Raw genomic sequence first — 26,175 nt, 5'->3', positions numbered from 1 at the left:
GCCCGCAATCACTCGGTCGAGGGAGGGCGGCGCAGGGCTCTTGCCGACACGTCCAGACGTGAGGGCGATGGCGGAGCCGGGCCGAGACGTTAAACCTAAAGCCCCCGGCGCGGCACTCACCGGCATGACTGAACAAGCACATACCGGGCGGCTGGCATCCGGCGACTTCGACGAGTCGCGGCTGCTCGACACGCAGCGGGCGTTCGACAGTGTCGCGCCCGATTACGACGGGCCGCGCGGCAACAACGAACTGATCCAGCGGATGCGCACCACGATGTGGAACACCGTCGGCACCGCGTTGCCCGCCGGGTCGCGCCTTCTCGATCTCGGTTGCGGTACGGGCCTGGACGCCGTGGAGTTCGCGCGCCACGGCTACCAGGTCGTGGCCAGCGACTGGTCGCCGGAGATGGTCGAGCGGACGCGTGCGCGCGCCGTGGACGCCGGCGTGGCGTCGCGCCTGAGCGCGGTCCATCTCGGCATCCAGCAACTGCACCTGCTGGGCGGGCGGTTCGACGGCATCTACTCCAATTTCGGGCCGCTGAATTGCGCGCCCGACCTGCATGCCGTCGCCGCGGAATGCGCGCGGCTCGTGCGTCCCGGCGGCAGCCTGGTCTTCTCGGTGATGGGCAGGATCTGTCCGTGGGAACTAGGCCATTACGCCGTGCGCCGCCGTTTCGGCCGCGCGGCCGTCCGCTTCGGCACCGGCGCGCGGGCGGTCGGGATGAATGGCCATACCATCTGGACCTGGTATTACATGCCGCGCGAATTCCATGCGGCGTTCGCGGACCATTTCACGCTGGACAGCTATCGCGCGTTGAGCCTGTTTCTTCCGCCGCCTTACATGGTCGATCGTTATCGTCGCCGGCCCGGCTGGTACGAGCGCCTGGGCCGACTGGACGATCGCTTCGGCGATCTTCCCCTGCTGCGCGACATGGGCGACCACTTCCTGATCGTCATGCACCGGCGCTGAGCATGCGCGGCACGGCATCCATCCCGGGGTTCACCCTCGCCGGCGCCATCCTGGCCGGCAGCCATGGACCCATGCGTGCGCCGCTGCACCTTCGCGGCGGCCGCATCGCCGCCCGCGCGGCGCCCCGCGCCTTCCCGGTGAACCTTCGCGACCACGTCGTGTTTCCGGGCCTGCTGAATGCACACGAGCACCTCCAGGTGAACAACGTGCCGCCGCTGCCCGGCGATACCGTCTTTCCGAATGCGTACGACTGGATCGAGGCCTTCCAGGCGCACTTCGCCGACCCGGCGACCGTCGCCGCGCTGGCGGTGCCCAAGGCCAGGCGCATGCGTCACGGCGGATTGAAGAACCTGCTGGCCGGCGTCACCTGCGTGGCCCACCACGATCCATGGCATCCGGTGCTCGACGGTCCCGATTTCCCCGTGAGCGTGCTGCGCGACCACGGATGGAGCTACGCGCTGCACGGCCCGGCCTATGGCCCGCCGGTCCGCGCCAGCTTCGCCGCGACGCCGTTCGGCAGGCCGTGGATGATCCACCTCGCCGAGGGCACGGATGCACTGGCGGCCGGCGAGCTCGACGAACTCGACCGTATGGGTTGCCTCGCCATGAACACCGTGCTCATCCACGGCGTAGGGATGGGTGCCCGCGACATCCAGCGCGTGCTCGCCGCCGGCGCCAGCGTGGTGTGGTGCCCGGGCAGCAACCATCGCCTGCTGGGGCGTTCACTCGATCCGCGTCCGTTGCAGTCCGCCGGACGCCTCGCGCTGGGCAGCGATTCGAGGCTGAGCGGTGCTCGCGACCTGCTCGAGGAGCTACGCGTCGAAGCCGCGCGCGGCGAACTGGGCGCGGACGCGCTGCTCGGACTGGCGACCGCCGATGCCGCACGTATTCTCGGCCTCCCCGGTCGCGGCAGTCTCGACGCCCCTTGCGTGGCGGATCTCGTGATCGTCGAGGATCGGGGCGGCGACGTGGCGGGCAATCTTGTCGGCCGCTCGCGCGCCGAGCTGCGTGCCGTGGTGCGCGACGGCCTGCCTTGCCTCGCCGATCCGGATTTCGCCGACTGGTTCGCCGCGGCGAACGTCGACACGATGGCGGTGACGCTCGACGGCAAGCCGAAGTTGCTTGCGCGGGCCTTCGCCGATCCGGACCTGCTGGCGATGGAGCCTGGACTGGAACCGGCGGTCGCCATCGGTCGCGCCGTCCGGCGCGCATGGGGCGGCGCATGACCGCCACACGCATCCTCGAACCCGCCCTGGCGTACGCGCTTTGGGCCGCGGACTATCCGGCCTGCGCGCATAATCCGGTGATGCGCGCGGAAGAGCGCGCGATGCTCGGACTGCTGCCCGCCGATCTGCGCGGCGCGATCGTGGTGGACGCGGGTTGCGGCAGCGGCCGGTACATCCGCCATGCCCTGGACCGTGGCGCGGCCCGCGTGCATGGCGTGGACCTGTCGCCCGAGATGCTCGCGAGAGCCGAGGCCGTTTCGGTGCAGACGAATGGCGGCTCGCGTGTGGAACTTCGGCAGGGCAGCCTGGATGCGTTGCCGCTGGAGGAGGGGATCGCGGACCTCGCGCTATGCGGCCTCACGATCGGCCACCTCGAACAGCTCGAACCGGCGCTCGCCGAACTGCGCCGGGTGACCCGGCCGGGCGGCCGCATCCTGTGCAGCGACGTGCACCCGACGGGACATGCGCTGGGCTGGCTACGCGATTTCAAGGCCGGTGGCCGCCGTTATGCCGTACGCCATACCCCGCATCTCTACAGCCATTGGCATGCCGCCTGCGCGCGCCTCGGCCTGGCGATCGAGCAGGTGCTCGAGCCGATGCTCGATCCCGTCGACATTCCCCCCGGCGCGCGCTTCGATCGCCAGGCGCTCGACGTGCCGGTGGCGCTGGTGTTCGGGCTGCGCCGCGTTCCCGCTCCTCTTCCCGGTGCGCCGACATGAGTTCGTCCCCCAACACCTTGCTGGTCAATCCCACCATCACCTCGCGCGCCAGCGCACGATTTCCGCTGTCGTTGCTCCACCTGTCCGCCGCGCTCGACCGCGACGGGACGAGCCGCATCGTGGACGGCAACGTGGATCGCGACGTGGTTGGCGCCACGCTGCAGGCACTGGAGCGGGAGCGCTTCGACGCCGTGGGCATCAGCGTCATGGGCGGGCCGCAGATGGCGCCATCGATCGCCGTATCGGAGGCGATACGCGAGCGTCATCCGCACCTGCCGATCGTGTGGGGCGGTTACTTCCCCACGCTGTATACCGATACCGCGCTGTCCGCTCCCTACGTCGATTACGCGATACGGGGGCAGGGCGAGGAAAGCCTGCCCGAACTGCTGGCGGCGCTGGGCCGCCCCGGACGCGACGTGTCGCGCATCGGCGGGCTGTCGTGGAAACGGGACGGCGTCGCCGTGCACAATCCCAACCGGCGTTTCTCGCTCGGCGACAGCGGCATCGTGCTGCCCTACGACAAGCTCGGCGATCCGCGCCGCTACCTTGCACGCACCTTCCTCGGCCGGCGCACGGCAGCCCACCAGGCGGCGATCGGCTGTCGTTTCCGCTGCACGTTCTGCGGCGTGGCGGCGATGTTCGGCGGCACGACGGCGCTACCCACGACGGCACGGCTCGAGCGCGACCTCCGTTACCTGAAACACGGGCTCGGCGCCGATGCCATCCAGTTCTTCGACCACAACTTCTTCGACCGCGAGGCGGACATGGTGCCGTTGCTCGAGATCATGGCGAAGCTGGAACTGCCCTGGTGGTGCTACGCGCGCTCGGACGCGCTGCTCAACCTTTCCGAATCGACCTGGAAACTGGTGCGCAAGAGCCGCCTGCGCATGGCTTATATCGGCGCGGAATCGCCCAGCGGGGCCATGCTCAAGGAGATCCGCAAGGGCACGCGTCCGGACCAGACGCTGGAAGTGGCGGAACTTTGCCGGCGGAACGGGGTGATTCCGGAACTCTCCTTCATGGTCGCGCCGCCGGTGAACACGGAGGAGGAAACCATTCATACCTTTGAATTCATCCGCGAGCTGAAGAAGATCAACCCGCAGTCGGAAATCATCGTTTACATCTACACGCCGCTGCCGGAAAGCAGCAAGCACGAGAAGGACCGCGGCAAGCGCGCGTCCATGCCGCTGCTCGACCTGCGTGGGGAGCCGGTCGAATTTCCCACGTCGCCGGAAGGCTGGACGGAAAAACGCTGGGTCGACTACGCCTGCCACGCGGACGCGCCGTGGCTCGGCGACGACCTGCGCCGGCACATCCAGGATTTCGTCACCGTGCTGCGCTGCCGTTTTCCCACGGTGCAGGACCTGCGCTCGCCGCCGTGGGCGAAGCGCGGCCTGAGCGCGATGGCCGCCTGGCGCTACCACCGGCGGCGCTACGACAGGCCCTGGGAACTCAACCTCGCCAACCGCCTGGTGCGCCTGCGCCTGCCGCAGGTGTCCGGCCTCTGAGCGGCGCCCTCGTGCATGTCGCGATGGTCAATTTCCTGAACGCGCCGCACGGGCTCGGCGCGGACGAGGTACTGGCGCGTTGGCGCTCGCTCGTGGACATCGCCGAGATCGTCGCCGGGGGCGGCACGCGCGTATCGGTCGTGCAGATGGCGGGATTCGACACGCAGGTGACCCGCAACGGTGTGGATTACCGCTTCGTCGATACGGGCGGTACGCGGCATGCCGGCGAACTCGGCCGCCACGCGGCACGCACCGTGGCCGCGCTGGGTGCGGATGTCGTCCATGTGCACAGCCTGGCCTATGCGCGCCATGCGGCGGCCATGGCGCGTTGCCATCCTGCGCTTCCCCTCGTGTTCCAGGACCATGCGGATGGCGTACCCCGCGGCTGGCGCCGACTTCCATGGCGACACTGGTACCGCGCCGCATCGGGCATCGTCTTCACCTCGGCGGTGCAGGCGGAACCCTTCCTCCGGCGGCGTCTGTTCGATCGCGGGACGCGCATTTTCGCCGTACCGGAAAGCAGCAACCGCTTCACGACCGGCGATCGCGCGGAAGCACGCGCGGCGACGGGCCTGCATGGCGATCCGTGCGTTCTCTCGGTCGGTCACCTCGCCGCGGGCAAGGACCCCATGACGATGCTCGACGGCGTCGCCCGTGCCGTGGAACGTCTGCCGAACCTGAGGCTGTATTGCGTGTTCGGCACGGCGCCGCTGATGGCCGGGGTGCAACGGCGCATCGATAGCGACGAGCGCCTTGCCGGCCGCGTCCGCTTGCTGGGCAACGTGCCGCACGCGCGGATCGAGGCGCTCATGCGCGCGGCGGATCTCTTCGTCTCGGCCAGTCTCGCGGAAAGCGCGGGCTATGCCTTGCTGGAAGCGATGGCTTGCGGCACCTATCCCGTGGTCACGGATATTCCCTCGTTCAGGGCGATGACCGACGCAGGCCGTGTCGGGACGCTTTGGCCGCGCGGCGACGCCATGGCGTTGGCCGATGCACTGGTCGACGCGGCTGCCGGGTCGTGCGAACGGCGTCGGGTGCGCGCGCATTTCGATGCGGCGTTGTCCTTCGAAGCGCTGGGCGCGACCTGGGCGGGCGTCTACGCGCAACTGCAAGCGGCGCGGGTACCGTCGTGAAGATCGCGCTGGTGCTCCCGGGGGGCGTCGACCGCGGCGGCGAAGAGCGGGTGATCCCGGCCTTCCTCGCGCTCATCGGGCGGCTGGCACGCCGGCATGAGGTGCATGTGTTCGCGCTGCACCAGGAGCCGCGGCCCGGATCGTGGCCGCTGGCCGGCGCGACTGTCCACAATATCGGCGCGTGCCGTACCGTGTGGCGCGCCATCCGGGAAATTCGCGAGGAACACGGGCGCGGGCCATTCGACGTCGTGCAGGCGATCTTCTCCGGTCACTGCGGTTTCATCGCCGTCGCCGCGGCCAAGTGGCTGCGCCGTCCGAGTCTCGTGCACATCGCCGGCGGGGAACTCGTGGCGCTGACCTCGATCGACTACGGCGGGCGGCGCAAGTGGCGCAGCCGCCTGCGCGAGGCCGTGGTCCTGCGCGCTGCGAACGTCGTGACCGCCGCCAGCGCCCCGATCCTGCGTTCGTTGCGCGCGCTGGGCATTCCGGCGCGGCGCGTATCGCTTGGCGTGGATACCGGCACGTGGCCGCCGCTGGCCCCGCGGCCGCGCGACGGGGGGCCCGCCCGCCTCATCCACGTCGCCAGCCTGAACCGCGTCAAGGACCAGGCGACCTTGCTGCGCGCCATGGCGAAGCTGGCGAACGCGGGTGTGGAGTTCGACCTCCGCATCGTCGGCGTGGATACCCTCCACGGCGAGATCCAGGCCTTGTCGCGCTGTCTTGGCCTCGGGAAACGCGTGAGCTTCCTCGGCTTCCGTACCCAGCGCGAACTGCGCGCGTTGATGGCGTCGGCGGACCTGCTCGTGATGTCCTCGCTGCACGAGGCCGGACCGCTGGTTTTCCTCGAAGCGGCGGTAGCCGGCATTCCTACCGTCGGGACCGCCGTGGGTCACATCGCCGAATGGGCCCCGGCGGCGGCGCTTGCCGTCCCCGTGGGAGACGCGAACGCCCTGGCCGACGCGATCGCCCGGGTCGTCGACGACGACGTCTTGCGCATCGACCTGGCGAGGGAAGCGCAACGTCACGCCCTGGCGGAAGACGCCGACCGTACGGCGGCATCGTTCCAGGCACTTTACGAGGAACTGCTCCCTCTCGCCGCCCATGCTCGCGAAGAAGGGGGCCCGGGGATCCCGTGATTCCGCGCCTGGCGCTCGTCAGCCCGCGAGCGGCGTCCCGTGTTCCAGGGCCTTGCGCACCACATACAACGTATCCATGCGCGGCACCGGCCGCGTGAGCCAGGTGAGCAGGCGGCGGCGGTGGCCGAGGGTGACCCAGTCCTGGCCTTGCAGCCACGCCTGGGTGCGGACCATGTCGGCGCGTTCCTTCACGCTTTCCTGGGTGGGACGCAGGCGGTTCTTCAGGTAGCGCACGGCGTCGCGCGGGGAGCGCGTCCATTCCAGGCCGGGGAGCGCGTCCAGCCAGAGGTTCGAGCAGGACAGGCGGGTAAGCGTCTGGCGGTGTGCGAAGGCGCGCAGGAGCAGCGGGCAGTCGCGTTCGAGCCGGGCAAGGACGACCCCGGGCACCGCGTCCCGGTAATAGCGCGCGACGAGGCGCAGCGGCGGGAGGGCCCACCATGGCGCGCCGCCGGACCATAGCGGCTCCCAGTCGGAAGGCGTCATGCGCGTGGCGAGCAGGGCGATGTCGTTGAGATGGATGAGGCGCAGGCTGCGGCCGCAGATGTTGCCCGCGGCGTGCAGGAGCAGGTGACTCATCAGCGCGCCCATGGACGGATAGGGGTTGATGCCAGGCGACGCGTCGCGTGTCCGCACCTGCGCGGTGATGTCGACGGTGGCGACCGGCAGGCGCTCGTGGATGCGCGTGTGCAGTTCGATGTTCACCGGGGTGTCGCGATGCTCGCCGAGGCCGGTGACCGGGGCCATGCCGGCCGGCTTGAACACGCGATGCTTCCATTGCGTGAACGATGCCTCGTAGCCGAGCGAGGCAAGCAGGTTCGCCGTGGCGTCGGCATGCGCGTCGTCGACGAGCAGGTCGATGTCCGCCATCGGCCGATCGCCCGCCGCGTAAAGACCCAGCGCATGCAGGGCCGCGCCTTTCAATGCCATGAGCGGCAGGGAGGCGGCGCGGGCTTCCGCATCGATCTGGCGAAGCAACGTCGCGATCCGTTCATGCCGTTGCGCCACGTGGCCGCGCTGCTCCACGAGGAAGCGTCGCCAGGCCGGTCGCTGCCAGGTGGAAAAACGGCAGAGCAGCGGCGAGATGCCGTGGGCGACGGCGGCCGCGGTCGCCAGCCGCCATTCCAGTTCGTTCCATGCCGGCATCTCGGTGCCGGGCTGTGCGAGCGCCAGTTCCGCCGCAAGGATCTCGGTGGTGTCGTGGAGGCCACGGCGGACGAGCTTGAGCGGAGGGGTCATGGCGCACCTCAGACGAAGGGCAGGGCGACGCTCTGCATCGCCAGGGACGATGGCAGCGTGGGTCGTTCGCTGCGGTGCGCGCGTTCGCTCGCGATCAGGGCGTCCCAGCGTTTGCGCAGCGCGGCCTCGGCGGCGGCATCCGCCGCACCCTGCTGGCGCGTCACCTGTTCGTGGAGGAGGTCGCGGAAGCCGCGGTAGAAGTCGGAGTCGTACGCGCCGCGGAACATCATGGCGAGATCGGCGCTGTCGTCCCAGTGGGTCTTGTGGCCGAGTTGCGCCTTCACTTCCTCGAAGAACGTCGTGCCGGGCAGCGGATAGGACACGCTCACGCCGATATCGTCGGGCGAGGCGTCGACCACGAGGTCGCGCGTGGCCAGCAGGTCGTCGAGCTGCTCGCCGATATAGCCGAGCTGGATGAAGAAGCCGACGCGGATGCCGTATGCGCCGAGGCGGCGCCGGGCACCGATGAGTTCCGGCACGCGGGTGCCCTTGGTCATGCGGTCGAGCACGCGCTGGCTGCCGCTTTCCGCGCCGATCCACGCCTCGGCGCAACCGGCCTTCGCGAGCGCGGCGCACATCCGTTCGCCGGCGAGGTCGGCGCGCGTCTGGATGGTGAACGGGATCGACCCGTCCTCGTCGTGCAGGTGCTGCGCGAATTCGCCGACCCAGTCGGCACGGAAGCCGAAGATATCGTCGGCCATCCAGATGTGGTCCGGCGCGTAGGTTCGCTTGAGCCAGGTCATCTCGGCGGCGACGTCCCGCGCGGTCCGCTGGTTGTAATGGTTTCCCCAGATGGGCTTCGCGCACCAGTTGCAGCGGAAGGGGCAGCCGCGGGACGCGGCCATGTTGAGGCTGAAGTAACCATGCCGCTCGCGCCAGAAATCGCGATAGCGATCGATGTCGAGCAGGTCCCACGCCGGTTGTCCCACCACGCGCGGATCGGGCGGCTGCGGACCGACATGCCCCTTGCGTACGGCGCCGTCCACGAGGGTGGCGACGCCCGGCAGGCCCGCCGTCCAGGCATCGTCGTCGATGTGCGGGTGGCGCTCCAGCCGCTCCACGAGCGCGGTCAGCGCGGCGATGCCTTCGCCGACCAGCACGACGTCCGCGCCGGCGGCGAGGAACGGCTCGGGCTGGTCGGAGGCGTCGGAGCCGGCGACGATCACGCGGGCGCCGGCGGCCTGCGCTTCGGCGATCATGCGGCACGCGGCCTCGCGCATGCGGCCCAGGCACATCTTCGTAAGGAAGTTGAAATTGTCTTCGTAGAAGACGACGAGGTCCGGTGCCGCCTGCACGAACGCCGGCATGTAGTCCTCGACGCCATCGGACAGCATGGCATCGAAAAGCGACAGCTCGTGGCCCATGCGACGCAGCAACGCCGCGACCTGGATGGTCGCCAGCGGCGGATAGGGTTTGCCGCGCTCCCATTGCTTCCTGTCGTAGCGAAGGAAATAGGAGTGACCCATCTGGATCTTCAGCATCGGTCGGCAGCCTCGAACGGAATCATGGCCGTAAGTGCCGCGCTCACCCGGGGAGGTTGCCTCCGCGAACGAGCAACCATTCCCGGTGCGAGGGGCACCCACGGGTCCGTGGGCTCCGGCCAGAGGACGACCGACCGGCAATGATGTTCCCCAGCGATGTTTCCCTGCGCGACGATCCGCTCTCCGATCCATTCGGGGAACGCCTGCGCCCGGCGATCTGCATGAGCCGGCAGGTGCTCGGCGCCCGGTTCCGTTTCGAAAGCGACAGCATCGCCTTTCTCGAACTGGTCGAGGCGGCGTATGGGAGCCTCCCCGCGCAGCGCTTTCCCGGGCTTTCCCCCGAATTCCATATCGAACTGCGCGTGGTGCCGCGCGAGGCGGCAGCGGACGTCACGGAGCCGCCGCCGGTGCGCATGCAGGGTGGTCGGGGTTTGCTCTGCGGTGTCGTCGACGCGTCGAACTACATGGTGCTCGCGCCCGCGCAGCGCCGGGGGCTCATCGTCGTTTCCGAGGACATGCTCGCGTTCCGCTACCACGTGCGTTACGAACTGCTCGAGTTCGCCGTGTTCCTCCTCGCCCCGCGCGTGCTGAACCTGGTGCCGCTGCACGGGGCGTGCATCGGAAGGGACGGGCTCGGCGTGCTCCTGCTGGGTCCCAGCGGCGCGGGCAAGTCGACGCTGACACTGCAAGGCCTCGTCGATGGCATGGACCTGCTCGCGGAGGACAGCGTCTTCGCGCATCCGGAGAGCCTGCTGGCGACCGGGGTGCCCAACTTCCTCCACGTAAAGGAGGACACGCTGCGCTTCGTCGACGATCCCGCCGTGCGCGAGTGGATCCGGAAGTCGCCGGTCATCCACCGACGCAGCGGCGTCGCGAAGTACGAGGCGGACCTGCGCGAGCGGGACGCGTCTTGCGCGAAGGCTCCGCTGCGCCTCGCCGCTACCGTCTTCGTCTCCGGCGAGTCCGCCCACGGGCCGGACGACCTGCTTGCGCCGGTTCCCTGGGAGTTCGTCGCGCCGATGCTCTCGGCCGACCAGCCCTACGCCTCGGGACACGCCGGCTGGGATCGCTTCGTGCAGCGGATCAGGCGGGGCGGCGTCTACCGCCTGCGTCGGGCGCCGCATCCGCGCGATGCGATCCGGGCCGTGGGCGGGCTCCTGGACCGCGCCCGCCCGGCGGGCTGACGGCATGGCCGCCGGTCCGGACGTCCGCACCCCGCCGCCGCTGCGCGCCCTCCTGGACACGCTGCCGCGGGGCGATCGGCCGAAGATCGCGATCTACGTCGCGCTGTCACTGGGTTCGGCCCTGGCCGGCAGCGTGGCGGCACTGCTGCTCGTGCCGCTGGTGCAGCCGGCGCACGGCCTTTCCTTGCCGCGTTTCCTCCTGCCGGCACCGGACAGCGATGCGCCGGCGGCCATCTTCGCGCTCGCGACCGCCGTCTTCGCCCTGCTGCGCTGGCAGGCATCGCGTCTGGGCGCGCGGCTCACCGCGGGTTACGGCCTCGCACTGCGCCGCCGCGTGCAGGCGCGCCTGGTCGATGCGCCCCTTCCCGCGCTGGCGGACGCCACCTCGGCGGAGATCGCCAACGTGCTCACCCATAACGCCGAGATCGCGGTGCAGGGGTTCAGCGCGCTGCAGCAACTGCTCGTCGCCGGCAGCACCGCGACGGTGAACCTCGCCTTAGCCTTCTGGGTATCGCCGCCGCTGATGCTGGCCGTGCCGGTGTTCGCCGTGGCGGGCCTGCTGGCCTCGCGCGCCTTCGGCCGCGAACAGGCCGAGGTGGGCAGGGCCTATGTGGCCGGCATGACGCGCCTGTTCTGGCACAGCGAGGATCTGCCGCGCCGCCTGCGTCATGTGCGTTCGTTCGGGCGCGAGGCATCGGAGAAGGCGAGCTACGGCGAAGTCGCCGCCGGGCTGGCCCATGGTTATGCGCGCCAGCTCGAGTTGATCGCGTCCGGAAGACTGGTGCTCGAACTGGTTTCCGCTGCCGGCATCGCGGGACTCTTCATGCTGGCGCGGCGCTGGCACGGCATCGACACCGCGTCGCTGGTGGCCGTCTGCCTGCTGCTCGGGCGTCTGCTGCCTTATGTCGCCACCACGCGGCAAAGTTTCCAGCAGCTGCGCTCGGCGGTGCCGGCGATCGAACTGTGGCGGCGGTACATGGGACTGGCGACGCCGCGGCGCGCTGCCTCCGGTGCCGCCGAGTTGCCCGGCGCCGTGCCCGTCCATATCGAGCGGATGCTCGTCCGGCCGCCGGTACGCGGGATCGAGGTCGCGGACCTCGAGCTGATACCCGGCGAACTCACGCTCGTCTGCGGCGATTCGGGCATCGGCAAGACCAGTCTCGTCGACGTCCTCGCAGGCATGGCGCCGCCGGAAGCCTTCTCCGCGCGCGCGGGGCGGGCGAGCCTCGGCTTCGAGGCCTATCGCGCCCTGGTGAGCAAGGGTGCGTACGTCAGCCAGGGCGTCCGGCTCTGGCAGCACACCGTGCGCGAATGCCTGGCATGGGCGGCACCGGATGCGGACGACGCCACGCTGCGCGAGGCCCTGGCCGACGTGGGCCTCGATCGTCGCCTGGACGACAGCGCGGAAGGCCTCGATACCGCGCTCGCCGATGCTTCCAGCCGGCTCTCCGGTGGCGAGTTGCAGCGCCTCCTGCTCGCCCAGGTGATCCTGCGCCGGCCGCGGCTGGCCGTACTGGACGAGGCCACCAGCGCCCTCGACGCGGCGTCGGAACTGAACGTGCTGGCGGCGCTGAAGCGCCGGCTTCCAAGCACGATCCTCCTCGTGGTCTCGCATCGCCCCGGCGTCGCGGTCCTGGCCGATCAGTCCATCGCCATCGACAGCGACCGGGCGACGGTGTCGCGCCGCCCCGTTACCACCCCGGTCTGATCCAGCCGTTCGGTCTATTGTCTCCCGGCGGCGGTGGTCCTACCGTCGGCATCGCCTACAGGGGAGAAAGCCATGCGCACCCGGACCCGTACCGTTGCCTTCGTCGCAGGCATCCTGCTCTCGTTCGCCGCGGGCGTGGCGGGAGGCGCGGGCCGTCCCTCGTTCGCCGAGGCGGCCGCGCACCAGCGCAACGATCCGTGGCATGCCGACCCCTGTGCGCCGCACCGCCCGATCACGGGCATCTGCCGCATGCTCCGCCCGGTCACCGGCTGATACCCGCTTCGGCGTAGGATGCGGCAAGGCCAGGGTCACTCGGATTGGGGAATTGCTTGGAACAGGATGTCTGGGAGCGCAAATACCATCTTGCGCTCGAGCGGATGGAACGCGACGAGCGCGAATTTCGCGCCGTCGAGGAGCTGCTGCGCCGTCTGTCGCTGCGTCTCGCGGCGCTCGTCAGGCCGGCCGGCGGCGACATCGAGGCGCTGCTCGAACGCCTGACCTCCGAACTGCGCGGCACGCCGTCGCCCGCGTCGATCGAGCCGCTGCTGGAAGCGCTGGCCGAAGCCGTCACGCGGATGGACGAGGCGTTGCCGCCCGATGCCGGCGTGGATGCCGCCACCGTCGAGGCGCTGCGTGCCGACATCGCACGGCTGCAGGATCTCCTCGCCATGGTGAGTGCGCGTCTCGGCGACATGACCCGCTATCTCGCCGCCGAGCTGGAAGAAGCCCGGACGGAAGAGGGCGGAAGCCGCGAGCTCGATGCCCGCGTGCGCGAAGAGATGCGTGCGCTTGGCGAGAGGACGCTGGCCGCGGGCGACCTCGCGAGCCTGCAGGCCGAGGTGAGCCAGCGCCTTTCGCTCATCGACCGCCACTTCCGCGACTACCGCGATCGCGAGGATGCCAGGCTTGCCGCCTATCGCGACCGCGCCGAACGCATGCGCGATCGCGTGGAGGAGCTGGAAAGCCAGGCGTCCACGCTGCAGGATTCGCTGCGTCGCGAGCACGAACTGGCGTTGACCGATGGCCTTACCGGCCTGCCGAACCGGCTCGCGTACGAGCGGCGCATGGTCGAGGTCGAGCGCGAAGTGCGCGAAGGCGCGATGGCGTGCGTCGGCGCGTTCGACATCGATCATTTCAAATCCATCAACGACACCTACGGTCACGCCGCCGGTGACGCCGTATTGCGCATCGTCGGCCAGACGCTCGCGCGCGAGCTGGACGGCCGCGCCTTCGTCGCCCGCTACGGCGGCGAGGAGTTCGTGGCGGTGTTCCATCGCACGTCGCCGGCCGACGCCGAAACACTGGCGCAAGGCCTCTGCGCGACGGTGGAAAGGCTGGCCTTCCATGCGAGTTCGAAACCGGTGACGGTGACGATGTCCGGCGGCATCACGCGGTTCGAGGCGCACGAGCGTGCGGCGGATGCGTTCGATCGTGCGGATCGCGCGCTTTATGCGGCGAAGCGCGAAGGACGCAATCGCTGCGTGCGGCTCTGAGTCATAATGGCCCACCTCCGTTTCGCGAAGAGGTGACCCCAGCCCATGGAAGCCACGACACAGAGCCGATCGGATGCCGGTGCGGCAGCCAGGCCCGAGGCCGTCGTCGAGCGCGGCGAGGTACGTTTCACCGTGCTCACGCCGCGCCTCGTGCGCCTGGAGTGGAGCGCCGGCAAGGCGTTCCGCGATGGCCGCACGCAGATCGTCGTGCGCCGGGGCTTGGACGTTCCACCTTTCACGCTTGTCGAGGACGACCGTTTCATCGAGATCGACACCGGTCCGCTGCGGGTCCGTTACGAAAAGCACAGCGGACGCTTCGCCGCCGCCAACCTCGCCATCCTCGTCCGCCGCGCCGGCGAGGCGGTGACATGGAATCCCGGCGATGCCCAGAAGGCGAATCTTGGCGGTACCTACCGCACGCTGGACCGTTACGAGGGCGACACGTGGCAGGACGGCAGCAAGCTGCCGCTGGAGGACGGCCTCATCGCGCGCGACGGCTGGCATGTGATCGACGACACGGAAAGCTTCGGTATCGACGGCGCGGACTGGGTGACGGAGCGGCCGCCGGGGGAGCGCCAGGACCTGTACTTCTTCGGTTACGACCGCGACTACCGCGCGGCGCTGGCCGACTTCGCCGCGATCGCCGGCCCCCAGCCGCTTCCGCCGCGCTTCGTGTTCGGCTACTGGTGGTCGCGGTACTGGAACTACTCCGACGAGGAACTGCGCACGCTCGGCGCCCGGTTCGAGAAAGAACGCATTCCGCTCGACGTGCTCGTGCTGGACATGGACTGGCACACGACGCCAGGCTTGTCGCTGCGGGTGGGTCACGAACACAAGGACGTCTTCGGCGAACCCTCGGGCTGGACCGGCTATACCTTCAATCGCAGCCTCTTTCCCGATCCGAAGGCCTTCATGCGCTGGGCGCGCGGGCAGAACCTGCGCATCACGCTCAACCTGCATCCCGCCTCCGGCATGATGCCGCACGAGGAGCGCTACGAGGCGATGGCGCGGGCGCTGTCGTGGGATACGTCCACGCAGGCGCCCATCCCGTTCGAGGGCGCGTCGCAGCCATACATGCGCGCGCTGTTCGACACGGTGCTCGATCCGCTGGAAAGGCAGGGCGTGGATTTCTGGTGGCTCGACTGGCAGCAGTGGCCGGAGTCGAAGGCGCTTCCGGGCCTCTCCAACACCTGGTGGCTCAACCATGTGTTCTTCACCGAGATGCAGCGCGACGGCGACCGCCGCGGCCTCATCTACCATCGCTGGGGCGGCCTGGGCAACCACCGTTATCCGATCGGCTTCTCCGGCGACAGCGTGATCTCCTGGGCGTCGCTGGCCTACCAGCCGCATTTCACGTCCATGGCCTCGAACGTGCTCTACGGGTACTGGAGCCACGACATCGGCGGGCACACCTTCGACAAGAAGATTCCGCGCCCCGAGCGCCACCTGGAGCCCGAGCTCTACGCACGCTGGATGCAGCTCGGCGTGTTCAGCCCCGTGCTGCGCACGCATTCGGCGAAGGAGGCGAGCCTGCACAAGGAGCCGTGGCATTTCGGCCCTCCGTGCGGCGATGCGATCTTCGCGGCGATCCGCCTGCGCTACCAGCTCGCCCCGTACATCTACGCCGCGGCGCGCCACGCCTACGACACCGGGGTCTCGATCGTACGGCCCATGTACTACCACTGGCCCGAGCACGAGGAAGCGTATGCGTATCCGGGCCAGTACATGTTCGGCAACGACATCCTCGTCGCGCCGGTGACGGTGCCCGCCGGTGCCGATGGCACCGCGCCGTTCCCCGTGTGGCTGCCGCCCGGCCGCTGGTACAGCCGCGACGGCGCCGAGTCGTTCGAGGGCGGCGGCGTGCTCGAGCGGTCGTACACGCTCGGCGAAATTCCGATCTTCGTTCACCCGGGAAGCGTGGTGCCGCTCTATCCGGAAGGCCTGCGCGACCTGGCCAGCGTGCCCGATACGCTGATCCTCCAGGTGTTTCCCGGCGCCGAAGGCTGCACCTCACTCTACGACGACGACGGTACGAGCCAGGGCTACCGGCGCGGCGAATTCGCGCGTACCCGGGTGCGCAACCGGCGTGACGGCCAGGTCCACCGCGTCCACATCGACGGCATGGACGGCCGCTATCGCGGCCAGCCCGCTTCGCGTGCCTACGTCGTCGAGTTCCTCGACGCCGGCATTCCCGAACGCATCGAGGTCAACGGCGAGATCCTGCCTTACAGCGCCGAACCCCGGCCGCGTACGTGGCTCTTCGACGCAGCGTGGCTCTGCATCCGCGTGGACCTCGGCGCGGTGCCGGTGGACGAGGCGCAGGACGTCGTCGCCCGATTCGCGCCCGAGCATGCGCCGCCGGAAGGGCTGTTGCACCGCATGCGCCGCGCGAGCGACGCCGTGAAGTACCTCAAGCAAGTGTGGGGCGACGTCTCGGCGCTGCCCGACGACGTCGACCTTGCCGGGCAGGGCGCCCGCGTCCTTGCCTATGCCGTGGACGAAGGCGACGACGAGGGCAGGCCGGAGCGCTTCGCCGAGGCGGTGAGGGCGTTCGAGGCACGCTTTGCCGGGTTGCCCGCGAGCGTGGACGCGACGCCGATCGACGAGGCATTCAAGCGTGGATTCAACGACATGCTGGGACGCTGAGCGTTGCGCCGCCTCGCCGCCTTCCTCGTCGTCCTCGTCGCCTGCGCGGTGCACGCGCAGGAACCCGTCCGCGTGGGATCGAAGGCGGACAACGAGGGTGCACTGCTCGGGCAGCTCGTGTTGCAGGTGCTTCGCCATCAGGGTGTGCCGGTGATCGACCGCACGCAGCTGGGACCGACATCCATCGTCCGCCGCGCGTTGCTCAACGGCGACCTGGACGTCTATCCGGAGTACACGGGCAATGCGGCGTTCTTCTTCCATCGCGAAAGCGATCCGGCGTTTCGCGACGCGGGCAAGGCCTATGCGCTCGCCGCCTCGCTGGATCTCGCCGCCAATCGCCTCGTCTGGTTGACGCCCGCTCCCGCCGACAACCATTGGGCGATAGGCGTGCGCGGCGACGTGGCGAAACGCGAGGGCCTGCGCAGCCTGCGCGACTTCGCGCGCTGGGCGAACGGCGGCGGCGACGTGCTGCTGGCCGGTTCGGCGGAGTTCGTGGAGAGCGATGCGGCGCTGCCGGCTTTCCAGTCCGCGTACGGGTTCGACCTGCGCGGCGACCAGCTGCTCGTGCTGGCGGGCGGGGATACGTCGGCGACGATCAAGGCCGCGGCGGAAGGAATTTCCGGCGTGAATGCGAGCATGGTGTATTCCACCGACGGCGCGATCGCGGTGACGGGCCTGGTGGTGCTTGCGGACCCCGCGCACGTGGAGATGGTTTACCAGCCGGCTCCCGTGTTCCGCGAGGACGTGCTGCGGCGTTACCCGGGAGTGCGCGCGCCGCTCGAGGCGGCATTCCGCCCGTTGACCGCGGAAGTGTTGCGCGGACTCAACGCGCGGACGCAGATCGACGGCGAGGATGCCGCCAAGGTAGCCGAGGGCTACCTCCGTTCGCAGGGATTGCTGAAGTGAAGGCTGCCGCGCTGCCCGTATTCGTGCTCGCCTTCGTCGGCATGGTCGCGGCCTCCCTGCCGGCGTTCCTGCATGTCGCGCCGAATCGCCTCCTGTCCGGCGACGCGTTGAGTCCGCATGTAGGGTCGATGGCGGGCGCGTGGCTATTCGCCGCAGCGTGCATGTTGCTCGCCTTTCCGGGCAGGCGCGTGCTCGTGGCCGCCCTCGCCTGGGCCGGCCTGGTCGGCTTGCCCCTGCTCGCCGGCACGGATGCCCGCCTGATCCTCGCGCATGCCAGCCCCTTCGCAAGGGTGCAGCTCGGGGCCGGCTTCTGGGTCCAATGGCTTGCCGCGGCCCTGCTCCTGCTCGACCGGCTGCGCGGCATGCATCGGGCGGTGCAAGCCGGCGCGTGGCTTGCCGCCTTCGCTGCCGTCGTCCTGGCCTTCGCGACCGGGGCGTTCGACAGCCTGGCGCTCGTGCGCGAGTGGCAGGCGCAACGCGCGCCATTCGCGGCGGCGGCTGTGGCGCACCTGCGCCTCGCCGCGATCACTCTCGCACTGGCGCTCGCCATCGGCGCGCCGCTGGGATGGTGGGCGTGGCGCAGGCGCCGCGGCGACGGCGTGCTGGTGGGTGTCCTCGCCTTCCTGCAGACCGTGCCGTCGCTGGCTCTCTTCGCCTTGCTGATCGCACCGTTCGCGTGGCTGGCGCGCGCATGGCCGGCGCTCGGCGCGCTCGGTTTCGGCGGCACCGGCGCGGCACCGGCGGTGTTCGCCTTGCTGCTGTATGCCCTGCTTCCCGTGGTGCGCTATACCGTCGCGGGTCTCGACGCCGTGCCGGGCGATGCGCGCGAAGCGGCGCGCGGTCTCGGCATGAGCCGCTCGCAGTTGCTGCTGCGGGTGCAATTGCCGCTCGGCTGGCCGGTGCTGCTCGCCGGGTTGCGCATCGTCGCCGTGCAGACCATCGGGCTCGCGGCCGTCGCCGCGCTGATCGGCGCCGGCGGTCTCGGCCGTTTCGTCTTCCTCGGCATCGGGCAGGGGGCCATGGACATGGTGACGCTGGGCACGCTCGCCATCATCGTCATGGCCCTGGCCGTCGACCTTCTTTTCCAGGGGCTGCTGGCCCTCACGGAGCGGCGCGCATGATCGAGTTCGACCATGTCCACAAGCGTTTCGGCGAGCATGTGGTGATCGACGACCTCTCGCTGCGCATCGAGGATGGCGAGTTCTTCGTGCTGGTGGGGCCCTCGGGATCGGGCAAGTCCACGCTGTTGCGCACCGTCAATCGCCTCGTCCACGTCGACGCGGGATGCGTGCGCGTGGACGGCGAGGATGTCGCCATGCGCGATGTCGAGGCCCTTCGTCGCGGCATCGGCTACGCCATCCAGTCCGTGGGCCTGTTTCCGCATCGCACCGTGGCGGAGAACATCGCCACGGTGCCACGCCTGCTGCGCTGGTCGGAAGCCGATATCCGCGCGCGTGTCGACGAGCTCATCGAGCTGCTGCGCCTCGACGAGCCCGGGATGGCCGGGCGCTATCCGCATACGCTGTCGGGCGGCCAGCAGCAGCGCGTCGGCGTGGCGCGGGCGCTCGCCGCGCGACCGCGCATCGTGCTGATGGACGAGCCCTTCGGCGCGCTCGATCCGCTGACGCGCGAATCGCTGCAAGGCAGCCTGAAGGCGATCCAGCGCGACATGGGCACGACGATCCTCTTCGTCACCCATGACATGGACGAGGCCTTCGGTCTCGGCGATCGCGTGGGGCTGATGCTGGACGGTGGCCTGGTGCAGGTCGGCAAGCCCCTCGAACTGATTCACAACCCCGCCGACGAGCGGGTGCGCGAGTTCGTCGGCGGCACGCGTGCGCGCCTGCGCGAACTCGCCGTACGCACGGTGGGGGAGAACATGCGTCGCGGCGAGTCCGCGGAAGGCGAACCGGTGGAGGCGAGCGCCACATTGCAGGAGGCGCTGGGCGCGATGCTCGCTCAGGGCCGCGACCGACTGCCGGTACGCGAGCATGGCGTGGCCGTCGGCGCGATCGTGCTCATCGACCTCGTGGCGCGTGGCGCATGAGGGTTGTCGCGCCCTTGGCCGTGCTCGTCCTCTTGTTGCTGGGACTGCCACACGCGGCCGGGTGGTTCCACGCCTGGCAGCCACAACTGTCGCATCCGCTCTACACGCGTACGTCGTTCCTCGCCCTGACGCTGGCGCACCTGGGCCTCGTCGCGGCCGCCACCTCGGTGGCGGTGGCCGTCGGCCTCGGGCTCGGCATCGTCGCCACGCGTCCGGCGGGACGTTCGCTGCTGCCGACCGTCCGCGCGGTCGCGGTCATCGGCCAGACGGTGCCGCCCGTGGCCGTGCTGGCGATCGCCGTGCCCTTGCTGGGATTCGGTGCCGCACCTACCTTGCTCGCGCTGGTGCTCTACGGCGTGCTTCCCGTGCTTGGGCAGACTGTGGCGGGCCTCGACCAGGTGTCGCCGGCCGCGTTGCACGCGGCGGACGGCATGGGTTACGGACGCTGGCGCCGCCTGCTCGACGTGGAATTGCCACTGGCGGCGGGGCCGGTCATGGCCGGCGTACGGCTATCGGCCATCGTCGGCGTCGGTACGGCGACCATCGGTTCGGCGGTGGGCGCGACCACACTGGGCTCGCCGATCGTGGAGGGACTGGTGGGGAACAATCCGGCCTATGTCGTGCAGGGCGCGTTGCTGGTCGGCGCGCTGGCGCTGACGGTGGATGGCGCTTTGGCAGTTCTGGAACGTCGACTGCGCCGCGCTTTGTAGGAGTCGCCATGGCGGCGAGAAGCCTACGGGGCGATGAAGCGGCGAGGCATGGTCCCTCGCCGCTATAGCGGCTCCTACAAGACTACTGCGGCTCCCACTGGGTGGTTTACCAGATCCGCACGCGCTGCTTCGGATCGAGGTAGAGCTTCTGCCCCGGCTTCGGCTGGAACGCGTCGTACCACGGGTCGAGATTGCGCACCGTCTGCGCGCGGAACTCGCCCGGTGCATGACCGTCGCCGATCACCTGCTGGCGCAGCGCGGCGTCGCGGGTCTTCGTCCGCCACGACTGCGCGAAGGCGAGGAAGAAGCGCTGGTCGCCGGTGAGGCCGTCGATCGTCGGGGCCGGCTTGCCGCCCAGGCTCTCCTTGTAGGCCGCATACGCGATGGCGAGGCCGGACACGTCGGCGATGTTCTCGCCCAGGGTCTGCTGGCCGTTGATGTGCAGGCCGGGCAGCGGCTCGTACTGGTTGAACTGCTGGACCAGGCGCTGGCCGGCTTCCTTGAAGTGCTTCTCGTCGGCCGGGGTCCACCAGTTGGCGAGGCGGCCCTGCGCATCGAACTCGGCACCGGTGTTGTCGAAGCTGTGGCTGATCTCGTGGCCGATGACGGCGCCGATCGAACCGTAGTTCGCCGCCGGGTCAGCCTTCGGATCGAAGAACGGGGCCTCGAGGATCGCCGCCGGGAAGTTGAGCGCGTTCTGCAGGGGCAGGTTCACCGCGTTCACCGTCTGCGGGGTCATCCACCATTCGTCGCGGTCCACGGGCTTACCCAGCTTCGCGACCTGATGCCGATATTCGGCAAGTTCGGCGCGCTCGTGGTTGCCGAGCGGATCGTCCGGGCGGATCTCCAGCTTCGAGTAATCGCGCCAGGTGTCGGGATAGCCGACGCCGACCTTGATCGTGGCGATCTTGGCCTTCGCCTTTTCCTTCGTGGCCGCCGACATCCAGTCGAGCGTGTCCACGCGCTCGTCGAAGGCCTTCAGGATGTTCTTCACCATGTCCTGCACTTCCGCGCGCGACGAGGCGGGAAAGTACTTCTTGACGTAGATCTGGCCCACGGCATCGCCGAGGTCGACGTTCACCCGGCTCACGCCGCGCTTCCAGCGGTCGCGCTGCTTCGGCGTGCCGGTGAGCGTCTTGCCGTAGAAGCCGAAGGCGAGGTCGTCGTAGGCCTTGGGCAGGAGTCCCGCGGCGTTCTCGTTGATGGTGTGGAAGCGCATCCAGGCCTTCCAGGTATCCAGCGGTTCGCTGGCGACGAGGGAGGCGAACTTCGTGACCGTCGAGGGTTGCCACACGATGAAGGTGGGCTGGTCGTCCAGGCCGGCCGCCTTGAAGTAGGCATTCCAGTCGATGCCCGGCGCCTTCGTCGCGAAGGCGGTGCGCGGCCAGGGGTTGTTCGCCTTGTGGATGTCCTCGCTTTCGACGATGGAGAGCTGCGCCTGGGCGAGCTTGGTTTCCAGCGCGACGATGGCCTTCGCCTTGGCCGCCGCATCGGGCGTACCGGCCTGGGTCAGGATGGCCTGGACGTAGGCGGCGTACTTCGTGCGCGCCTCGACCATGTCCTTGTCGTTCTTCAGGTAGTAGTCGCGGTTGGGCATGCCCAGTCCGCCCTGGAGCAGGTACGGGACATTCTTCGAGGGATCTTCCAGGCCTTGCGTGACGAACAGGCCGAGCAGGTGTTCGGTCTCGAGGTGGGTCGCGTTGATCGGGTCCACGTCGGCGCGCAGCTGGGCACCGAGCGCGGTGGAGAGCTGGCCCTTGTCCTTGATGGCGTCGATGGCCGACAGCGTGGGTTCGAGGGGCTTCAGCCCCGCTTTCTCGATGGCGCCCTCATCCATGTACGCCTTGTAGTAGTCGGCGATCAGGCGTTCGTTGCTGCCCGCGGCGGGATGACCTTCGCCGGCGGCCTTGATGAGGTCCGCGTTCCGCTTCTCCGCCTTCTGGAACACCTCGAGGAAGACACCCGTGCTGGCCCGGTCGGCGGGGATCTCGGCGGTCTTCTTCCAGGCGCCGTTGGCATACCCGTCGAAGTCGTCGCCGGGCTGGACCGCGTGGTCGATGCCCTTGAGGTCGATGCCCGACGGCGGGGTGGCGAGGGCGGCCGTCGATGCGAGACCGCAAACGATCGAGGCGGCTAGGAGCCGGTGGATAGTGGCCATGGACGGAACCCTTGGTGATTGGTACGCCCACGATAGTCGCCGCCGTTCGACTTGTGTCCATGACCGATGGACTAGGCGCAAGGCCATCCCCGCGTGCCGACGAAGCGGTACGGGCGATGTGAGCTAATGGCCGTCCGGCCCCGCAAGGGGGCCGGTCTCGGGGCGAGTCGCGGGTCGCCCGGGCTCGCCCGACCATCCTTGGCAGATCTTTAGGGAGATCATTATGAACGCACGTTTCGAACTGACCGGTCCGCAGACCGATATCGCGAGCTATCCGATCTGGGCACAGGACATGGTCGCGTCCTGTGAGGATGCCCGTCGCGGTATCGTCAGCCACGATATGTGGACGGCCATGCGCGCCGCCACGCTCGACCGGCAGACTACCCGCAACTTCATGGTCGGGGTCTGGCCCGTGATCGAGCGCTTCCCCGGCTACATGTCGCACAGCCTGCTGAAGACCCGCTATGGCCGCAGCCCCGGCGACGACCTCGCCCGGCGCTGGCTGGTCCGCAACATCCGGGTGGAGCAGAACCACGCCGAATACTGGCTCAACTGGGCCGAGAGCTCGGGCGTGTCGCGGGAGGACGTGTTCGGCGCCGAGCCGCCCAAGGGCAGCCAGGCCCTGGCCGACTGGTGCGAGGAGGTGAGCCGCAACGACTCGCTGGCCGCGGGCATCGCCGCGACCAACTATGCGGTGGAGGGGGCGACGGGCGATTGGTCGCAGATCGTGTACGAAAGCACGACCTATGCCGAAAGCCTGCCGATTTCCGGCCGAAAAGCCGGGCTTCGCTGGCTTCAGCTTCACGCGGCCTATGACGATACCCATCCGTGGGAGGCGCTGGAAATCGTGTGCACGCTGCTCGGCGCCAACCCGCCGGCGGACCAGGTGGAACACATCAGGGAGTGTGTACGCCGCAGCTACGTGAGCATGAGTATCACCCTCGATCGTTGCATGGACGCGCTGGCCCCGGTCCGCAAGTGGAACGAGGCGGCTGCATGACTCGCAAGTTGGGCGCCAAGTAGCGCACTATCCGTCAGGTTCGGGAACAAGAGGATCCGATGCGCCTCGAGGCCAGCCACCAACAACCGTTGTCACGCCGCCTGAGGCCCCTGGCCTATGCGCTCGTGGTGGTCGTGGGGCTGGTCCTCACCCTGACGTGGGTCGCGTTGCAGACCCAGGTGACCCTCGCCGGTTTCCTCAACGGCGAGAGTCTCTGGTCCAAGGCGCAGAAACAGGCGGTGATCGACCTGGACGAGTACGCCGCCCATGGCCGGCCTGGCGATCTCGCCGGATTCCGCCGGAACTACGCGGTGCTCCTGGCCGACCGCGAGGCGCGCGACGCCATCGCCGGCGGCGACTTCTCGCATACGGAGGTCGAGGCCGCCTTCGCCCGGGGCGGGGTCATCCCCGAAGCCATTCCGGGCATGGTGTTCATTTTCCAGTATTTCTCCGGCATGCCTTACGTACGCGAAGCCGTGGCCGAGTGGCGTTCCGTCGATACGAGCCTCCTGGAGCTGGCGACCATCGCCGACCGCCTCGAGGAAGGCTACCGGTCGGGCTCCCTTCAGTCCGGCGACGCCACCGCGGAACGCGACCGCATCGCCGCACTGAACGATTACATCGAGCCGCGCGCCAAGGCCTTCTCCCTCGACATCGCCAACGGCGCCTCCTGGCTGGGCCGCGTGCTCTTCTTCACGGTGCTCGGGGTGGCCGCCCTGGCCTCGCTGCTCTGGCTGCGCATGGCCCAGCGCATCCTGGCAGGCATTCGCGGCACGGAGGAGCGCTATAGCCTGCTGTTCGACAGCGCGGCCGACGCGATCTTCATGGTGGACCGCGAGAGCGGCCACATCCTCGACGCCAACGACCGCGCGGCCACCTGGCTGGGCTGCGCGCGCGCCGATCTCACCGGCGTGGAACTGGCCAGCCTGTTCGTGGACGGCTCGCCGGAATCGGGCGAGGGACTCCTGCGCGACGTGAACGGGGGCACCCGGCCGGTGGAAACGCAGAGCAGCCTCGTCGCGTGGGGCGCGCGCCAGGTCTCGCAGGCGATCGTGCGCGACATCTCCGATCGCGTGGCAATGGAGCAGGAACGCAAGATCGCGGCCGAGGCGCTGGCCAGCATCGCCGAGGGCGTGATCATCGCCGACGCCGATCGCCGCGTGACGACGACCAACGCCGCGCACGTCAAGCTCACCGGCTTTCCCGCGCAGGCCCTGCGCCGCACGCGCTTCGACGCCACGCGCACCCTGGCGGACGGCCGGCCCCTGCCGCAGACGCTGTGGGACGACATCGCCGCGGGCGACAACTGGCTGGGGGAGGTGGAGAGCCGGCGCGCGGACGGCACGACGTATCCCGAACTGATGAGCATCAGCACCATCCGCGACCGCGATGGCCGTCCACAGCACTACGTGGCGGTGGTGTCCGACATCACGGCCCGCAAGGCCGACCGCCAGCGGCTGCAGCACCTGGCCACGCACGATCCGCTGACCGGGCTGGTCACGCGCTCCGAATTCGAGAGGCGCTGCGCGGAGGCCATTACGCGCGCCGCGCACGAGCGCGGTGCGGTCGCCGTGCTGTTCGTCGACCTCGACGCGTTCAAGGTGGTGAACGACAGCTACAGCCATGCGATCGGCGATGCCCTGCTCATGCGCGTGGCCGAGCGCATCCGCGCACAGCTCGCGCCGCACGACGTGGCGGGCCGCATCGGCGGCGACGAGTTCACCGTGCTGCTGGCGGACCTGCGTTCGCGCGAGGAAGCGCTGCTGGTGGCCGAGGCCATGCTGGCCGCGCTGGCACGGCCGTTCGACCTGGGCGATTACGAACTCTTCGTCAGCGCCAGCATCGGCATTGCCGGTTACCCGCTGGACGGCAACGATGCGGTGACGCTCATCGCCAACGCCGACGCCGCGATGTACGTCGCCAAGACCGAGGAGCGCAACGCGCTGCGCTTCTATACGCCGAAGATGCACGCCGATGCGCGGCGCCGCCTGAAGCTCGCCTCGGAGCTGCGCCAGGCGTTGTCGCGGAACGAATTCCAACTCGTCTACCAGCCCAGCGTGGAGATGAAGAGCGGCCGCATCGTCGCCGTCGAGGCACTGATCCGCTGGCGGCATCCCGAGCGCGGGCAGATCGCGCCGGACGAATTCATTCCCATCGCCGAGAGCCTTGGCCTCATACGCCAGATCGACCAGTGGGTGCTCGAGAACGCCTCCCGCCAGCTGGTCGCCTGGGACGAGGCGCGGTTGCCGTCGCTGCGCCTGGCGGTCAACGTCTCCGCGGGTTCGTTCGGCCATCCGGATTTCCTGCATGGGATCGCCCAGGCGCTGCGCGTGAGCGGCGTGCACCCCAAGCGCCTGCTCGTCGAACTCACCGAGAGCGCCATCCTGCGCCTGGGCGAGGATACCCAGCGCGCGATGCAGACCCTGCACAACCTCGGCGTGGCCGTGGCGATCGACGACTTCGGCACCGGGTACTCCTCGCTCGCGTACCTGAAGCTGCCGGCGGTGGCCTACCTGAAGATCGATCGTTCCTTCGTCAGCGGCCTGCCCATGAACGCGAACGACGTGGCGATCACCGAGGCGATGGTGGCCATCGCACGCAGCCTCGACCTGCATACGATCGCCGAGGGCATCGAAACCGAAGCCCAGCACGAGTTCCTGCTCCGCGCGGGCTGCCAGGAAGGCCAGGGCTTCCTGTATTCCCGCCCGCTTCCGCCCGACGAGATCGAACGCCTCCTCGCCCCGAAGGCCACGAAAGGCAAGCGCCTGTCGCTGGTACCGCCCAAACGCGCCTGATCTCACCTGTGGGAGCCGCTATAACGGCGAGAAGCCCACGAAGCGGTGAAGCGACGACGTATGTCCCCTCGCCGCTGTAGCGGCTCCTACAATCCGGAGTGGCAGTCTCCATGGGATGA

20 protein-coding genes are annotated in these 26,175 nt (G+C 69.3%); 17 read left to right on the top strand and 3 right to left on the bottom strand.

Annotated features, from left to right (window positions below; translation table 11 throughout):
* The first annotated feature begins 124 nt into the window (after window positions 1-124).
* From HBF32_RS10750 to HBF32_RS10725, 6 genes are read left to right on the top strand one after another with little or no spacing between them, the layout of a single operon-like run.
* A complete protein-coding gene (locus HBF32_RS10750) occupies window positions 125-970 on the top strand; it encodes a class I SAM-dependent methyltransferase (protein ID WP_166699621.1) in 846 nt (281 codons plus the stop codon).
* Between the two features lie 2 nt (window positions 971-972).
* The gene (locus HBF32_RS10745) at window positions 973-2,196 is read left to right on the top strand and encodes an amidohydrolase family protein (RefSeq protein ID WP_425482201.1); all 1,224 of its coding nucleotides are present in this window, start codon (window positions 973-975) and stop codon (window positions 2,194-2,196) included.
* Window positions 2,193-2,915 carry a class I SAM-dependent methyltransferase gene (locus tag HBF32_RS10740; RefSeq protein ID WP_166699620.1) on the top strand — a complete coding sequence of 241 codons (723 nt, stop codon included), beginning with the start codon at window positions 2,193-2,195 and terminating at the stop codon, window positions 2,913-2,915. Before HBF32_RS10745 ends, HBF32_RS10740 begins: the two co-directional genes overlap by 4 nt.
* Window positions 2,912-4,423, top strand: a complete 1,512-nt coding sequence (locus tag HBF32_RS10735) for a B12-binding domain-containing radical SAM protein (RefSeq protein ID WP_166699619.1) — start codon at window positions 2,912-2,914, stop codon at window positions 4,421-4,423. Before HBF32_RS10740 ends, HBF32_RS10735 begins: the two co-directional genes overlap by 4 nt.
* A 23-nt stretch (window positions 4,424-4,446) precedes the next feature.
* A complete protein-coding gene (locus HBF32_RS10730) occupies window positions 4,447-5,556 on the top strand; it encodes a glycosyltransferase family 4 protein (RefSeq protein ID WP_193570351.1) in 1,110 nt (369 codons plus the stop codon).
* The gene (locus HBF32_RS10725; protein WP_166699617.1) at window positions 5,553-6,692 is read left to right on the top strand and encodes a glycosyltransferase; all 1,140 of its coding nucleotides are present in this window, start codon (window positions 5,553-5,555) and stop codon (window positions 6,690-6,692) included. Before HBF32_RS10730 ends, HBF32_RS10725 begins: the two co-directional genes overlap by 4 nt.
* An 18-nt stretch (window positions 6,693-6,710) precedes the next feature.
* Here HBF32_RS10725 and HBF32_RS10720 read toward each other — a convergent pair whose 3' ends face one another.
* Entirely contained in the window at window positions 6,711-7,928 is a 1,218-nt protein-coding gene (locus HBF32_RS10720) for a nucleotidyltransferase family protein (protein WP_166699616.1), read from the bottom strand.
* 8 nt (window positions 7,929-7,936) lie between these two features.
* Complete coding sequence (locus HBF32_RS10715) at window positions 7,937-9,409, bottom strand: B12-binding domain-containing radical SAM protein (protein ID WP_166699615.1); 1,473 nt, start codon at window positions 9,407-9,409, stop codon at window positions 7,937-7,939.
* 140 nt (window positions 9,410-9,549) lie between these two features.
* Between HBF32_RS10715 and HBF32_RS10710 the strand changes: the two genes are divergently transcribed.
* The 9 genes from HBF32_RS10710 (at window position 9,550) to HBF32_RS10670 (ending at window position 20,103) form a co-directional block, all read left to right on the top strand.
* The gene (locus HBF32_RS10710) at window positions 9,550-10,593 is read left to right on the top strand and encodes a phosphoenolpyruvate carboxykinase (ATP) (protein WP_240147819.1); all 1,044 of its coding nucleotides are present in this window, start codon (window positions 9,550-9,552) and stop codon (window positions 10,591-10,593) included.
* A 4-nt stretch (window positions 10,594-10,597) separates the two neighbouring features.
* Entirely contained in the window at window positions 10,598-12,301 is a 1,704-nt protein-coding gene (locus HBF32_RS10705; protein WP_166699614.1) for an ATP-binding cassette domain-containing protein, read from the top strand.
* A 72-nt stretch (window positions 12,302-12,373) separates the two neighbouring features.
* Window positions 12,374-12,574 (top strand): hypothetical protein, encoded by a 201-nt coding sequence (locus tag HBF32_RS10700; RefSeq protein ID WP_166699613.1) that lies wholly within the window; start codon window positions 12,374-12,376, stop codon window positions 12,572-12,574.
* Between the two features lie 56 nt (window positions 12,575-12,630).
* The gene (locus HBF32_RS10695) at window positions 12,631-13,794 is read left to right on the top strand and encodes a GGDEF domain-containing protein (RefSeq protein WP_166699612.1); all 1,164 of its coding nucleotides are present in this window, start codon (window positions 12,631-12,633) and stop codon (window positions 13,792-13,794) included.
* Between the two features lie 45 nt (window positions 13,795-13,839).
* A complete protein-coding gene (locus HBF32_RS10690) occupies window positions 13,840-16,440 on the top strand; it encodes a glycoside hydrolase family 31 protein (protein ID WP_166699611.1) in 2,601 nt (866 codons plus the stop codon).
* A 3-nt stretch (window positions 16,441-16,443) separates the two neighbouring features.
* Window positions 16,444-17,346 carry a glycine betaine ABC transporter substrate-binding protein gene (locus HBF32_RS10685; protein ID WP_166699610.1) on the top strand — a complete coding sequence of 301 codons (903 nt, stop codon included), beginning with the start codon at window positions 16,444-16,446 and terminating at the stop codon, window positions 17,344-17,346.
* Entirely contained in the window at window positions 17,343-18,467 is a 1,125-nt protein-coding gene (locus HBF32_RS10680) for an ABC transporter permease subunit (RefSeq protein ID WP_166699609.1), read from the top strand. Before HBF32_RS10685 ends, HBF32_RS10680 begins: the two co-directional genes overlap by 4 nt.
* Window positions 18,464-19,393: an ABC transporter ATP-binding protein gene (locus tag HBF32_RS10675; RefSeq protein WP_166699608.1), complete on the top strand. Its 930-nt coding sequence runs from the start codon at window positions 18,464-18,466 to the stop codon at window positions 19,391-19,393. The genes HBF32_RS10680 and HBF32_RS10675 overlap by 4 nt, the downstream gene beginning before the upstream one ends.
* On the top strand, window positions 19,390-20,103 hold the full coding sequence (locus HBF32_RS10670; RefSeq protein ID WP_166699607.1) for an ABC transporter permease: 714 nt from the start codon (window positions 19,390-19,392) through the stop codon (window positions 20,101-20,103). Before HBF32_RS10675 ends, HBF32_RS10670 begins: the two co-directional genes overlap by 4 nt.
* Before the next feature lie 106 nt (window positions 20,104-20,209).
* Here the strand turns inward: HBF32_RS10670 and HBF32_RS10665 are convergent, their stop codons facing one another.
* Window positions 20,210-22,261: a M13 family metallopeptidase gene (locus tag HBF32_RS10665; protein WP_166699606.1), complete on the bottom strand. Its 2,052-nt coding sequence runs from the start codon at window positions 22,259-22,261 to the stop codon at window positions 20,210-20,212.
* A gap of 223 nt (window positions 22,262-22,484) precedes the next feature.
* Between HBF32_RS10665 and HBF32_RS10660 the strand changes: the two genes are divergently transcribed.
* Entirely contained in the window at window positions 22,485-23,261 is a 777-nt protein-coding gene (locus tag HBF32_RS10660; RefSeq protein ID WP_166699605.1) for an iron-containing redox enzyme family protein, read from the top strand.
* A gap of 59 nt (window positions 23,262-23,320) precedes the next feature.
* Window positions 23,321-26,056, top strand: a complete 2,736-nt coding sequence (locus HBF32_RS10655) for a putative bifunctional diguanylate cyclase/phosphodiesterase (protein ID WP_166699604.1) — start codon at window positions 23,321-23,323, stop codon at window positions 26,054-26,056.
* The last annotated feature ends 119 nt before the right edge of the window (window positions 26,057-26,175 follow it).

Origin of the sequence: Luteibacter yeojuensis (assembly GCF_011742875.1) — a bacterium.
GTDB classification, from domain to species: Bacteria; Pseudomonadota; Gammaproteobacteria; order Xanthomonadales; family Rhodanobacteraceae; genus Luteibacter; species Luteibacter yeojuensis.
This window is presented reverse-complemented; position numbering and strand designations above follow the sequence as displayed.

Coding starts and splice junctions, on each gene's coding strand:
- HBF32_RS10675 (WP_166699608.1), top strand. CDS start 18,464: ATGATCGAGTTCGACCATGTCCACAAGCGTTTCGGCGAGCATGTGGTG.
- HBF32_RS10730 (WP_193570351.1), top strand. CDS start 4,447: ATGGTCAATTTCCTGAACGCGCCGCACGGGCTCGGCGCGGACGAGGTA.
- HBF32_RS10660 (WP_166699605.1), top strand. CDS start 22,485: ATGAACGCACGTTTCGAACTGACCGGTCCGCAGACCGATATCGCGAGC.
- HBF32_RS10745 (WP_425482201.1), top strand. CDS start 973: ATGCGCGGCACGGCATCCATCCCGGGGTTCACCCTCGCCGGCGCCATC.
- HBF32_RS10750 (WP_166699621.1), top strand. CDS start 125: ATGACTGAACAAGCACATACCGGGCGGCTGGCATCCGGCGACTTCGAC.
- HBF32_RS10710 (WP_240147819.1), top strand. CDS start 9,550: ATGATGTTCCCCAGCGATGTTTCCCTGCGCGACGATCCGCTCTCCGAT.
- HBF32_RS10655 (WP_166699604.1), top strand. CDS start 23,321: ATGCGCCTCGAGGCCAGCCACCAACAACCGTTGTCACGCCGCCTGAGG.
- HBF32_RS10700 (WP_166699613.1), top strand. CDS start 12,374: ATGCGCACCCGGACCCGTACCGTTGCCTTCGTCGCAGGCATCCTGCTC.
- HBF32_RS10735 (WP_166699619.1), top strand. CDS start 2,912: ATGAGTTCGTCCCCCAACACCTTGCTGGTCAATCCCACCATCACCTCG.
- HBF32_RS10670 (WP_166699607.1), top strand. CDS start 19,390: ATGAGGGTTGTCGCGCCCTTGGCCGTGCTCGTCCTCTTGTTGCTGGGA.
- HBF32_RS10705 (WP_166699614.1), top strand. CDS start 10,598: ATGGCCGCCGGTCCGGACGTCCGCACCCCGCCGCCGCTGCGCGCCCTC.
- HBF32_RS10665 (WP_166699606.1), bottom strand. CDS start 22,261: ATGGCCACTATCCACCGGCTCCTAGCCGCCTCGATCGTTTGCGGTCTC.
- HBF32_RS10720 (WP_166699616.1), bottom strand. CDS start 7,928: ATGACCCCTCCGCTCAAGCTCGTCCGCCGTGGCCTCCACGACACCACC.
- HBF32_RS10740 (WP_166699620.1), top strand. CDS start 2,193: ATGACCGCCACACGCATCCTCGAACCCGCCCTGGCGTACGCGCTTTGG.
- HBF32_RS10715 (WP_166699615.1), bottom strand. CDS start 9,409: ATGCTGAAGATCCAGATGGGTCACTCCTATTTCCTTCGCTACGACAGG.
- HBF32_RS10690 (WP_166699611.1), top strand. CDS start 13,840: ATGGAAGCCACGACACAGAGCCGATCGGATGCCGGTGCGGCAGCCAGG.